The organism is Paenibacillus sp. FSL P4-0127 (assembly GCF_038007325.1).
Classification (GTDB): domain Bacteria; phylum Bacillota; class Bacilli; order Paenibacillales; family Paenibacillaceae; genus Fontibacillus; species Fontibacillus macerans.
Window position 1 is genome coordinate 5,444,448 of the sequence record NZ_JBBOWY010000001.1, and the last position, 12,249, is coordinate 5,456,696.

The following is a 12,249-nucleotide window of genomic DNA, read 5'->3' on the forward strand; positions in this document are numbered from 1 at the left end:
TCATTCCTGATCCTTTTCTATAGAAAAAGACGTGTTTCTTAGCACGTCTTTTCGAACTAGTAGAACAATCCTGAAAGCGGTCCGACCTGAAGGAGGCTTTCCGCTTCGCTACAGAAAGCAAAGTCGTGCCGATCATAAGCAAAACTCCTGTTGGCAAGTTTCTCATTAATTGTTATTTCTTTTCCATTAATTTTCCATGTGTTAGGTCATCACGGAGGTATGTAGAACGAAGGCTTTAAAATTTTTATAGAGAAAAAAAAAGACCAGTTCATAAGCTGGTCCTCTTAATTTTATGACATCATTTTATCTTAATAAATTCTTTGTTGATCACATCATTATTTTATAGAAGGGTTTAATAATGAATCAGATCCCAACTTGATTTAATTCTAAAAATATTTACCTTGGCTTAGTTGGGGTATAAAAAGGTTTATTGTTTCTTCGCGAAACTTTTTTAATGCCAAATTTTTTCCTTCCCCTAACCAGTAATCAGGCTCGGCTAAAATTTGATTTAATTCATCAATTATCATTTCCGCGTATGCTTCTGAATTTCTCTCCTTGCTAATAACTCTTCTCAAAATATTACCCTGACGACTAGTAAGATTATCTAAACTTCCAGTTTTAATATCTAATGGATGTCTAAATTCAGCTTGATATAAACCGGTTTGGCTTAACTTTTTAGTAGCTCGATATTTCCACAATTTTTTTGTGGAAAATTTTCCTTAATGCCTTCGATAATTTTATAACAATTAGCTCCAGTATCGCCTTCAAAATAAATATCTTCGAGTATTCGATCGTATTTCGGATTGCCTTCAGGATATAAACCGCAAATAATACACATGAGTCTGAATCAGAATATGGAAATCTGTATCCCCATGTCAAACAGATTATATGCTTATATTTTGTACCCATAAAACACCTCACTATTAGAATGGCTTTAACTCTTTGGGAACCACAAGCTCTATCTAAAGTATAAGAAAAGAAGAAGTCCTACAATGATGACTATGGTAGTCAAATAACCGCCCTTTGCTAAGGCGTTCCAATCACCGATCTCAGCACGATTCATCGAATCAGCAAAATTGATGAAAGGCTTACGTTTATACTCTTCAAACTTATTTTTTTCTTGTTTTTCCCATTTGTCCATTGCACTCCCCCCCATAATCTTGTGTGCTCTTGTCATAGACAACTCTAATTCTTGTTGGTGTCCCCACTTCGGGTTTGGAACCTTCTTTTTGCATATTCTCTTACTGCCATAATCACAAATACTGTCCCTTCTGGTGTAGGCACCGATTGTTTAACCTTTGCTTGGCTACCCACGTCAAATATCTTGCCAATGCTCAGAAAAAAATCCTTTGTTCAAAACACTACCTATTTACAAGTTATAAACCGTTTGGTATATATTTGTAAATATAATTATTTATTTTGGAGGATTCATTATGAAGGACTCAATTGAAATCTACGCTCCTATACGTAAATGGGAAGACCTTCGTTATTGTTTTTTTTCTAAGTTTACGAAATTCTCCATAAGTCTGTTGGATATTTTCAACGCGTCGGCTTTGTTAGAAGCTGGTGCAGTTATTAAGTTTCCTTCGCCCTGAACCCACCGTTCAACACTTTTTTCGTTTAATTCATTCAATTGAATTGTTAATTCTTTTCTATTAAAATCTGCAAAAATGATACCATATCTGTAGTTCTCAGGCTTCCAATCAGCCTGTTGATTAACTTGTGTTGACATCATCTTACCATACCCCTCAGGATCAAACAGAATATCTACTTTCCTCATATTTTTTTGTAACTCTAACTCATTTTTTCCACTACCTAAAGTACCTGAAAAGGTACGCTCGCCATTCAACTTTCTTTTTAAAGTCCCTTGCATAACGACAGTTTCAGTTTGGATAATAGACTCATCATTCAAAACCGTTGAGTAACGAACTCCATTTAGTTTTATGTCCACTGAGATAGGACGTATGTAGATTAAAAGCAATACAATAGTACTTACTACACAAATGATTAATATAAATGTAACTGTCCCCTTCTTACTCATTAAGAGCCTCCTTTTTGTATATAAATATGGATAAATACAAAATAAAGAATAGAAAACTGATAATTTTCAGTTTTCTATTCAGCAATAACTATTTATTAATATACATCTGCCATAAAAGAAGCCATAGGTGGATAGTATTCTTTAATAATATCCTGATCAGGGTCACTGTGTGTTCCGCTGTAGTACTTAAGTGTAGGAATGGCACTAACTACATGTCCGGCGGTCTGTGACTCAATATAAAACTGCCGGGCACGTATTACCGACTCCCAGTAACTTGATTGAATAGTATCGTATGTAGGTATTGATACCGCAATAGCCTCACCATTTTTCCCAACTCCTCTTAAATTATGCAAAACAGCTAGACTTAATGAGTGTGATGTGAGTGTTAAATGATAATAGGTATCTTCTTTTTTCTCAGGTTTTACAAATGCAAAGCAAACTGTTGTAGCCGCAGAGCCATAAATATTATAATCAGAACCTGAAAGACTCTCCGGTTGACCTCCATCTGGCCAAAGCAGCTCCCAAGGGTACCAAGAAATTGCCCTAACAGTAGCAACAATTTTTTGAGCATAAATAGAGATTAATTTGTTTAAAAGTCTTTCGGCATTGTCCTGTTTATACCACATATCGAAGTCTACTCTATCCGCCATACTACTTGTTAAATTTTTAGGTACAGCATAGATAGAATAAACATTATAGTATTGTTTGGTCTTACTATCGTAAGTCCTAGAAGGTCCTTTCGAATACCAAGTATTTGAACTCGTACTGTCAGGTACTTCTGGAAACTCTGGTATGGCATTGATTGAGTATTTCCCTTCATTTTCTAATAACGTCTTCACCTCATTATTGTTCAACTTTTTCATCCCCATAGAAACCAATTCAGCCTCAACCCTATTGTACTCTTCTCGTTTTGCTTCTACTGTGAACGGAAGCTCTCCTGAAATACCTTTTTCCTCTATCGCTTCAGCTAAAAGCAGTTCTGAATTTATCCTACTAAGTTCATCCATTTTAGACTCAAAATTCTTCTCATTTGAACTAATTTCATAAGCTGATTGTTCTATAGAGTTACTAACAATACTTTCAAATATGTCAGCTTCGATTTTCACAGGGGTACTCTCGCGAAAAGGAACAATTTGTTCATCTTCAGCTATTTCATCTGCACCTGCTAATGGAACTGCTCCGAATAAAATTACTAGAGAAAGTGTAGCGGTAAGCAATTTCTTCACTAATTCCATCCTCCCTACAAAATATATTTTTGAGATATTTACCATGTTATTCCACATACTACCATGTTGGTTCAAGTCGGTATATAGTACATTAATATTAAAAAATTATAACTCCAGCCTCATCGGGAGAGTAGCGTTTGTAAGCGGATAGATAGCGTATATGAGATGGGGCGGAGATAAGCTGACATTGTCCGAATCAGTTGCCGCTCGTCATATTGTGAGCGAACCTCTATAAGCACTAGGTTCTACTAACAGGAAGGGCTATCCACATTCGCAGGGTGGGTATCTAAACAAATCATTAATAATAAAGATGAGATAAGGGGATTATAGGGAATAATCATATCAACAGAAAGTACTGAAAGCCGGCTTGGAGGAGGATATTTATGAAGAAGTTTCTCATGAAGTGTTCTTTAGCATTAGTTGCATTGGTTGGGCTGACAGATACTTCCTATGTTTTGGCATCGCCAAAAGCGAATGGGGAGTGCTATCCGATAACATTTTTTGATACTCTTGAAAAAGCTGTTACAGAATATAAAGAATTAACGGCTTCTTCGAGTCCTGTATTAATGCCAACATGGTTACCATTTGATGCAACTTTAAAAAGTGTACGTATTGTAGGATGTGGATCTGTCCTAAAAACGGAATATGTAAGTGATAATCAGAAAATCCGTGTTCACGTTAATGCTCAAATTGAGAATTCCAAATTAAGCGGGAGTTACGCCGTCTCTTTAAGTGATGGAACAAAAGCTGAATACAAGGATGGCAAATTATTTTATGTATTGCGGTTTGATAAAGAAGAGAGGAACTACATGATCGTCATTGATAAAATAAATGGTAAGCATATCAAAGAAGACGCAGTTATAGAATACTTGCAAAAAATTGCAAATTCTTTGGCTGTGGTTAAGGGAGATAGATAATTTTTCAAATAACCTCTCTCATGGTTTGTACATACAAGAAAAGACGGTTGAGAATTTTACTCAACCGTCTTTTTTCTCGATCCAATATCTCCATTAGTTGTTCCACCCATTCATCGCCGTAGCGTTTGCGAGCTTTGATTAAAGTCGTGGAATCCGGCATCTTCTCGTCAATAGAGATCCGGCAAAAACGACGCCAAGTGAGGCTGTCACCGACTTCCTGAACGAGTGTCTCGTAACCAAAGTTGTACCGACGTTTCAAGTACATTAATCGCAGGAAGGATTCAATTGTTTTGTAGGACGACCTCGTCGGGTGTTGTGCTTTTCTATGAAGGGCTGCATAAATCGCTTATCGTTAAGTAGCGCATCGACTTTTGTTAGTTCGGGCAGTGACCATACAGATTCTGGAATGATGGTATCCCATAAGGTCAACTGTTCTTCACGAAGTTTCAACACTTTCATCACCTCAAAAGGAATTTCCGAGGTTATGTTGAATTCATGAACAAAGGGAATTCAACTCACCTCAAAACGCATTGTTATCTGGTCAATAACAATTTCCGTTTTAAGTGTTTGAATTCCTTTTTATTTTTGCTCCAGTCCTGATTTTTTCAGGGGAAACTAACTACAGGATTGCTTGGTCCTCCCCTCGACTGAACTTATAATTGGTTATGTCTAACTTTGCCAATTGCACAACAGTTATCATAACACTTAAACAGAAGCATCTTTTTCGTCGTTTTCCGTTTTGAGCTAGACTTCTGGATTTATCTTAAAATCAACCCTCAAAATGTATTTTATTGACAAATGGTAACATTTGTAATAGATTATTAGTAGAAATTGACCGTTGATCAAAAAGAAAATTTATAATTTGGGGTTCCTAGTCTGCATGGTCCTAATAGGGGGGGTTTGAATGATTCAGACAACCACGATTATCGCAGAAATTAATAAATTTATGCAGCAGAATAATCTAAACCTTACACAATTGGCAAGGAGATCCGAGATCAACACGGGAACTATTAGCGCAGTTCTAAGCGGTGCACGTCCGCTGGCGGTCGATCAAATGGATCGGATAACTGGAGCAATGGGGCTTTCAAAAGGGCATTTTTATAAGACCTATATTCGGGATTATCTTCAGGAGATGAACCCTGACTGGCGAAGAGTAAGACCTTTTATACATAATTGTGCCGAACTGGACAAGTTAGATCATATACGCGAAGTTGTGGCTTTACTGCTCGATAATTTGTTATACTCCCCGCTTTTGTTTGATCTGGCTGAGGAATTGTTTGAAATAGGCAAACATGAAGCGGCGGCGATTCTTTACGAAAATGTGGCTATGAGCGAACGAAATCAGCATTCTGAACGGTTGGCCTTGTGCCAATATCGCCTATTTAAGATTAGGCTTGGCAATAACCAGTCTCACAATATGCTGCTATCCCATCAGTTTGAACCATATGTAGAGCGTCTGGATGAAATAGATCAACTGGATGCATTGAAGGATTTGGCAAACATTTACCGTGCACTTTATAATTGGGATAAGGTTGAGGAATTGGCGGTAATTTTGGAGTGTAAGGGAAGGATTCAATATAAATTAGCACATCAAATCAAAAAAAGAGAAACTTCCAAAAAGCCTGGGAGACCATTATTCTTTTATTGTGCATATGCCAATCTTCTCCGTGCTTGTGTATGTGAGGCAAGGAAAGATTATAAGCAGGCGTTGCATTATACGAATATTTACTCTGATTTGGAATGGGTAGAGGAAAAAGATAACGATGCGCTTCACTGGCTTCATTTATTTAAAGAATGGGCCAGAGTCAATACTTATGCGTATACGCTTCTATCAGGGGATTCAAGTGTAATTCCGAAGTATATCGATTACATGGAAACGAATAAAGATGAGGTTTTGCCTGGATTGTTCAATATTATTGAAGCAGCAAACCGATTTGATCTCGAAATAGATGATATCCTGGAACGATTTGATTCATATATCGTCGACTATATAAAGGATCAGCACACTATTGGTTTATATACAGACCAATTGATCGCTACAGCTTTCGCTGACTTCTTGCACGAATTAGCGGCTTATTATTTTAATCGTAATCTGTATCCGTTTGGATTTAAATATTTATTGCACTGTTTGGAATTATCTGCAAAAATCAATAAGAGATCATGTATAATTAAATCAGTTGGATTGTTTGAACGCTTTAGAGCTGCAGCTTCATCTGAAACGAAATCAACCTATCAAAATCTGATTAATGAGGTGTATGAAGATGAAAAAGACAAGGCCGCTTCTCTATTTGGCAACTAGTTTGCTTTTTGTTACTTCCGTTCTTGTTAACACACAAAACCTCATTCAACTTTTGGGTTTCACTCATGGAGGCGGCTGATTGAAAAGAAAACCTGAAAGCTGCGGTTTATTTGACTCCGATTATGTAAATACACAGCTGAAATAAGAAAAGGAGTGTGGATACCCACTTCAGGCTATTGGCAAAGCTCTGTTTTTTGAGTTCGTTTGAATAAGTTGGATGAATTTCTGAAGTATTGAGTATTAAAATATAAGAAGATCGCCCCACCTGGCCAGCTTAACCAGATAGGGCGATCTTCTTGATTTTTTGACATATAGCGGTCATGAGCGCTTGCTCTAAGACTTTTTTCTTGCTGCGAAACCGACAATAGTGAAGTCCGTGGAGCTCTTTGGCATCCGCGAAACTTCGCTCAATCGTGCAGAAGTCTATTGATTATCGCCAAACCAAATGTTTTCCGTTCCTGTGCGAGTATCTGTCCAAACGCTGACAAGACGGTCTGTTTGGGGGACAACCGCATTTCCAGTATAATCTCCAATTAAAGTGAGACCTGCAACGCTTCTGGATGCGGAGTTCGAACGGCGCTTTGCCGAAGAAATCGAAGGAATGCTTGATCAAAATAAGGTGGATGTATACTATTTTCGTTTATACGATTTTTGGAATGCAACACATTACTGGGAAGATGCCTACTGGCGCTCGCATTTGACCTACCATCCGTTTCTAGTTCGTTACCGCCCATCTTCAATAAAAATGTGTCCAATCGGATGCTATACATAACGGCGAACGCTATCGATAACGTAGGGAAGGGTACCTAAATCTTTTTCGATAGCAGGTATTAGCACATCGATCATAGGCGCACGATTTAACTGTCTTCTACGCTGAACTTCCATCTCCTCATTCCTTGCACAAATGATTACATTTTTTTCATGGTATGTGTACAAATACGGTTTGGTCAGGGCGTAAGCGAGTATGCCTTTTTTAAAATAGGGGGGCTTTTGCTTAGGGTTGCTTTATCATTACTGCATATAATGCATGGTCATGGTGAAGTCGCAGGTCTATTGCATCTGCTGAAGGGAGAGGTAAATGTGAAGGTTGGAAAATTGCAGCCTTTAAGAAGCAAATGGGTGAAAACAAAAGTAATTCTCAATAACAGCTTCATTAAACCGTTTATCCCTGACACACAGAGGTATAACAAGGCCAATCTGAAGTCTATGATTAGCAAATACGGTATGGTGTACATTAAACCTGAGAGCGGTACTTACGGAATGGGTGTCATTAAAGCAGAGAAGGTGAATCCTCAAAGTTTTGCCTACCAAATTGAGCAAAAACGACTGACGTTCGACAACTTTGAATCGTTCCATGCAAGTCTAGAACGTCTGGTGCGCAAAAAAAGCTATCTAGTTCAGAAAGGTATCCATCTGCTCAAGCACAATAACAGACGTTTTGACATCCGGGTCATGATCCAGTTAAACCCAAGCCATCAGTGGGAAGCTACCGGCATTATCGGTCGCCTTGGTCATCCGAAAAAAATCGTAACCAATTATCATAGCGGCGGTAAGCCGATGGATGTTCATAAGCTGTTGGAATCCCATGCATCCCCAAAACGAAGAAAAGAACTGGTTCGGGAAATGAATGAGCTTAGCCTGCACATAGCCCGTCATATGAAGAAAAAATACCCTCACCTGAAGCAAATCGGCGTGGATATTGGGCTGGACCGTGGTATGAAGCCCTGGATTATTGAGGTGAATGTCAAACCGGATCCCTTTATTTTTAATCAATTAAAGGACAAGACGATGTATCGTAGGGTCAGGCAATGCTACCGGCGCGCTGCTTCAAAAGTGAAATAAAAAAATGGCATTGCTTTAATTTATGTATTCTACTTTAAGTAGGAATTAACTTATACTTCTCCATATAACTAAACGAGAACATGAGTATGATTGCTTATTAAAGACAAAATACGCTATCTCCAAAAGCGGGCATATCCTCTGTTGAGGATAACGCCCGCTTTTGATTTTTAAGTTTTTGTATATAATTGCATTTTATTCGTCATTGTTAAGCATATAATGATATACGCTTCATTCATTACATGATCTAGAATAGCGTTGCCCCAACAAAACCATAATTAACATGCTTTCTGTTGTTTGTTTTTGGAGGACGCTTCCCCATTAAATTTGCTTCTTCAAGAAAATAATGAATGATACGAGCTTGATAATGAACTCTTTTGGATAGGGGCAGGCTCCAGCATGTCTCTACAGTTATGGCTTTGGCATGAAGCAGCCGGCTTGCTGCCGTACGCCCTGTACCTTCCTTATGTTTAATACGTGAGCTAAAGCGATGTTTTGGAATATCGATACTGCTATTTATCTTGCCCACAATTCTTCTAACTGTAGGCTGAGCTTTACTGCCAGGGTTGATTATGAGTGTCTGACCCAGTCTTTTGGGATTTACTTTAGACAACCCGTTTGCTTCATGAAGATCAATATACCAATTGGGGCGATGTTTTTTTGCTAATTCAAACAACTCTTTAGCGAGCGGATGCTTGGCCGATTTATGCACGCTCCTAGGAAAAGTCCTATTCAAATCAGGAATGCCGCGAATGCGTTTTTTATATGCTTGATTATTTACTGTCGGAACGAGAATGAGTTTGCCTTTTTCTATCTTCAAGTTTCCTCTACGCAACCTATCCAATAATTGCTGGGCCGCACGGATACTGGCTATTTCATTGCCGTGAATTCCCGCAGTAATAAAGACGGTTTCTCCCGGATTTTTACCTTCAATAACATAATACGGTGTTTTATAACTGGAATTTTGCGCTAGAAACTGTTTCCTGATCATCATAAGGCTCTCACCTCCTGTGTGATAAGATATCATACGGGTATGTTTTATTGGGAGACACGTACAGAATGACCGAGCAATCTGCGGATTATTGGGGTTAGATATGTTAAGGAAATGCCCTTGATAAGACTAAGAGGTATCGTACGAATATCACTTGGTGTGACGGTCACTCCGCTCGATACAGAATGGTGGAACTCCATTACACAACTGTACGTCGGGTTTTGCCTTCAAAAAGGCAAACTGATGTAAAATTCTTTCAGGACAGCAGTACCAAAGCTAACTAACCCGCTCCGATGTCTCCAAATCTTCCTTTAATGTTGATGGCGAACAAGACAAAATAAAAAACCGCTTCTGATCACAATTCAGAGGCGGTTTTTTGCTTAATTAAATAAAGTATACACAAGGATTGCTGCATAAAATTATGGCAAGACAGCATCACTTTTTGTGCCTAAATCAATGCCCCGGTAAAAGTAATGGCTCCAATAGCATTCGCAGTACCTTCCAAAGTTAAAGCATCTAAGGAATACGTAATATTTCCTGTTCCGTGGGTTAAATCTACATGATCGACACTGGTGACTTCAAATGTGTTATTTGCAGTTGCATGTTGATTAATGCTGAAAATTATAGTCGCCCCACGAAGAATTTGTAGCTGAATTGCAGTAGCTCCTGCCGTTGATTCCCATCCGACAATTCCGGTTAACCAAACACTGCTTCCTGCTGTTACTCCAGTAATTGTGATTGTTTTCAAGGTGGTTGCAACTGTGGTGATTGGGATAGCTGAACTACCTGTTGTATTAGGTGAATTTTCAGATACTTGAAATTCTCTAAAAGACCCTGTTACACCAGTGGCTCCTGTTGCTCCTGTTGCACCTGTGGCTCCTGTGGCTCCTGTTGCACCTGTTGCTCCGGTCGCTCCTGTTGCTCCGGTTGCTCCTGTTGCACCCGTTGCTCCGGTCGCTCCTGTTGCACCTGTTGCTCCGGTTGCCCCTGTGGCTCCCGTTGCACCTGTCGCTCCTGTTGCTCCTGTCTCTCCCGTTGCTCCAGTTGCACCCGTGGCTCCAGTTGCTCCCGTTTCCCCTGTTGCTCCTGTGGCTCCCGTTCCTCCTGTTGCTCCGGTCGCTCCTGTTGCTCCCGTCGATCCAGTTGCCCCTGTTCACACCTGTCGCACCCGTTGCACCTGTGGCACCAGTCTCTCCAGTTGCTCCAGTCTCTCCAGTTGCTCCCGTGGCTCCTGTCGCTCCTGTTGCTCCAGTCTCTCCAGTTGCTCCAGTCGGACCCGTTGCACCTGTTGCTCCCGTAGCTCCTGTTCCTCCTGTTGCCCCCGTTTCTCCTGTTGCCCCTGTTGCTCCGGTTGCCCCTGTGGCTCCCGTTGCTCCAGTTTCTCCGGTCGCTCCTGTGGCTCCTGTTGTTCCTGTTGCCCCTGTGGCTCCCGTTGCTCCGGTTGCTCCTGTTGCCCCTGTCGCACCTGTCGCTCCCGTGGCACCCGTCGCTCCTGTGGCACCTGTTGCTCCTGTTGCTCCTGTCGCTCCCGTTGCACCCGTTGCTCCCGTAGCTCCCGTCGCTCCTGTGGCACCTGTTGCTCCCGTCGCTCCCGTCGCTCCTGTTGCACCTGTTGCTCCCGTTGCTCCCGTTGCTCCCGTCGCTCCTGTGGCACCTGTTGCTCCAGTCTCTCCAGTTGCTCCAGCCGGACCCGTCACTCCTGTTGCTCCTGTCGCACCCGTGGCACCAGTTGCTCCTGTGGCACCTGTTGCTCCCGTTGCTCCAGTCTCTCCAGTTGCTCCAGTCGGACCCGTCGCTCCCGTTGCTCCCGTAGCTCCTGTTGCTCCTGTGGCTCCCGTTGCTCCAGTCTCTCCAGTCTCTCCAGTTGCTCCAGTCGGACCCGTCGCTCCTGTCGCTCCCGTGGCACCTGTGGCACCAGTCTCTCCAGTTGCTCCAGTCTCTCCAGTTGCTCCCGTGGCTCCCGTGGCTCCTGTCGCTCCTGTTGCTCCAGTCGGACCCGTTGCACCTGTTGCTCCCGTAGCTCCTGTTCCTCCTGTTGCCCCCGTTTCTCCTGTTGCCCCTGTTGCTCCGGTTGCTCCCGTTACTCCTGTCGCTCCCGTTGCTCCAGTTTCTCCGGTCGCTCCCGTTGCCCCTGTCGCACCTGTCGCTCCCGTGGCACCCGTCGCTCCTGTGGCACCTGTTGCTCCTGTTGCTCCTGTTGCTCCCGTTGCTCCCGTCGCTCCTGTGGCACCTGTGGCTCCTGTAGCACCCGTCGATCCAGTTGCCCCTATAGCTCCTGCCCCTGGCACCGGATCTTCTATTCTTACATTTGCCGATCCCGGGGTTACTTCAATTTCCAAGGTATCAGACAAGAACGTTATCTTCTCCCCAGCCCCAACACTGGCCGCCCCCGTCGTGCCGATAACATTAAAAAGATGCTGTCCGAGACTTAGCCCTCCGTTAGGGCCAGTGGAACCGGTCGGCCCTGGTACACCAACTGGTCCAGGTGCTTTCGTTGGGGGAGCACCCACTTGTAATGGTCTTGTTCGCTCCTTTATCTTTCTTATTTCATGCATATCGATACATCTTAATGCTTGACTTAGATAAAGAAGAGATTTTGCAACTTTCCGCTTAGCTGAGCTTATTTTTTGTTGTTTTGCAAGTTTCTTCGCTACTCGCAGTAACCTCCTGGTTAATTTTATTTTTCTTATCCCCTTTTTCCCCGAGCGTTCCATGTTATTCATGTTGTACTCTTCCTCATTTTTTTCTTAGCTCTCCTGCGTTTTAAACTCACAAGCGCACGACTCAAAATGTTAATGGAATCGACAATATCATTTCTTGCTTGCTTAACTTTTCCGCAATTTAAAAAACGCTCTGCTTTGTATAAACGACAATTAGCATCTTTCAACAATTGGTTAAAACTTCGTCGGCTGGTCATTAATCCTCCCCCATCTAGC

At 41.6% G+C, this 12,249-nt stretch carries 10 protein-coding genes and 4 pseudogenes; 3 read left to right on the top strand and 11 right to left on the bottom strand.

Annotated elements, in window-relative coordinates:
• Positions 1–386: 386 nt before the first annotated feature.
• The 4 genes from NYE74_RS24315 to NYE74_RS24330 form a co-directional block, all read right to left on the bottom strand.
• A complete protein-coding gene (locus tag NYE74_RS24315; RefSeq protein WP_127463416.1) occupies positions 387–698 on the bottom strand; it encodes a hypothetical protein in 312 nt (103 codons plus the stop codon).
• Between the two features lie 260 nt (positions 699–958).
• Positions 959–1,141 carry a hypothetical protein gene (locus tag NYE74_RS24320; protein ID WP_036624196.1) on the bottom strand — a complete coding sequence of 61 codons (183 nt, stop codon included), beginning with the start codon at positions 1,139–1,141 and terminating at the stop codon, positions 959–961.
• A gap of 345 nt (positions 1,142–1,486) precedes the next feature.
• A complete protein-coding gene (locus NYE74_RS24325; protein ID WP_036624197.1) occupies positions 1,487–2,041 on the bottom strand; it encodes a hypothetical protein in 555 nt (184 codons plus the stop codon).
• Positions 2,042–2,136: 95 nt separating this feature from the next.
• Positions 2,137–3,267, bottom strand: coding sequence for a hypothetical protein (locus NYE74_RS24330; protein WP_036624198.1), 1,131 nt, complete (start codon positions 3,265–3,267; stop codon positions 2,137–2,139).
• Positions 3,268–3,650: 383 nt separating this feature from the next.
• Between NYE74_RS24330 and NYE74_RS24335 the strand changes: the two genes are divergently transcribed.
• The gene (locus NYE74_RS24335; RefSeq protein ID WP_036624200.1) at positions 3,651–4,184 is read left to right on the top strand and encodes a hypothetical protein; all 534 of its coding nucleotides are present in this window, start codon (positions 3,651–3,653) and stop codon (positions 4,182–4,184) included.
• 82 nt (positions 4,185–4,266) lie between these two features.
• Here NYE74_RS24335 and NYE74_RS24340 read toward each other — a convergent pair.
• A pseudogene (locus tag NYE74_RS24340) lies at positions 4,267–4,637 on the bottom strand (transposase); the annotation flags it as partial.
• Positions 4,638–5,088: 451 nt separating this feature from the next.
• Here NYE74_RS24340 and NYE74_RS24345 point away from each other — a divergent pair.
• Positions 5,089–6,483, top strand: a complete 1,395-nt coding sequence (locus NYE74_RS24345) for a helix-turn-helix domain-containing protein (protein ID WP_036624201.1) — start codon at positions 5,089–5,091, stop codon at positions 6,481–6,483.
• A 274-nt stretch (positions 6,484–6,757) separates the two neighbouring features.
• Here the strand turns inward: NYE74_RS24345 and NYE74_RS24350 are convergent.
• Together NYE74_RS24350 and NYE74_RS33400 are read right to left on the bottom strand one after the other, a co-directional pair.
• Positions 6,758–6,898 (bottom strand): annotated as a pseudogene (locus NYE74_RS24350) (transposase); the annotation flags it as partial.
• Positions 6,899–7,248: 350 nt separating this feature from the next.
• Positions 7,249–7,368, bottom strand: a pseudogene (locus tag NYE74_RS33400) (DUF6492 family protein); the annotation flags it as partial.
• A 195-nt stretch (positions 7,369–7,563) separates the two neighbouring features.
• On the opposite strand from NYE74_RS33400, the gene NYE74_RS24355 reads away from it, so the two are divergent.
• Complete coding sequence (locus NYE74_RS24355) at positions 7,564–8,325, top strand: YheC/YheD family protein (protein WP_036628448.1); 762 nt, start codon at positions 7,564–7,566, stop codon at positions 8,323–8,325.
• Between the two features lie 244 nt (positions 8,326–8,569).
• Here NYE74_RS24355 and NYE74_RS24360 read toward each other — a convergent pair whose 3' ends face one another.
• From NYE74_RS24360 to NYE74_RS24375, 4 genes and pseudogenes are all read right to left on the bottom strand, one after another.
• Positions 8,570–9,316: a succinylglutamate desuccinylase/aspartoacylase family protein gene (locus NYE74_RS24360; RefSeq protein ID WP_063836318.1), complete on the bottom strand. Its 747-nt coding sequence runs from the start codon at positions 9,314–9,316 to the stop codon at positions 8,570–8,572.
• A 445-nt stretch (positions 9,317–9,761) separates the two neighbouring features.
• Positions 9,762–10,061: a hypothetical protein gene (locus NYE74_RS24365; protein WP_316560923.1), complete on the bottom strand. Its 300-nt coding sequence runs from the start codon at positions 10,059–10,061 to the stop codon at positions 9,762–9,764.
• A gap of 282 nt (positions 10,062–10,343) precedes the next feature.
• A pseudogene (locus tag NYE74_RS24370) lies at positions 10,344–11,868 on the bottom strand (NTTRR-F1 domain); the annotation flags it as partial.
• 164 nt (positions 11,869–12,032) lie between these two features.
• Positions 12,033–12,230: a hypothetical protein gene (locus NYE74_RS24375; protein WP_127463417.1), complete on the bottom strand. Its 198-nt coding sequence runs from the start codon at positions 12,228–12,230 to the stop codon at positions 12,033–12,035.
• Positions 12,231–12,249: the final 19 nt, after the last annotated feature.

Excerpts from the sequence above, each read along its gene's own strand:
- NYE74_RS24325 (WP_036624197.1), bottom strand. The coding sequence starts at position 2,041 with ATGAGTAAGAAGGGGACAGTTACATTTATATTAATCATTTGTGTAGTA.
- NYE74_RS24375 (WP_127463417.1), bottom strand. The coding sequence starts at position 12,230 with ATGACCAGCCGACGAAGTTTTAACCAATTGTTGAAAGATGCTAATTGT.
- NYE74_RS24360 (WP_063836318.1), bottom strand. The coding sequence starts at position 9,316 with ATGATGATCAGGAAACAGTTTCTAGCGCAAAATTCCAGTTATAAAACA.
- NYE74_RS24320 (WP_036624196.1), bottom strand. The coding sequence starts at position 1,141 with ATGGACAAATGGGAAAAACAAGAAAAAAATAAGTTTGAAGAGTATAAA.
- NYE74_RS24335 (WP_036624200.1), top strand. The coding sequence starts at position 3,651 with ATGAAGAAGTTTCTCATGAAGTGTTCTTTAGCATTAGTTGCATTGGTT.
- NYE74_RS24345 (WP_036624201.1), top strand. The coding sequence starts at position 5,089 with ATGATTCAGACAACCACGATTATCGCAGAAATTAATAAATTTATGCAG.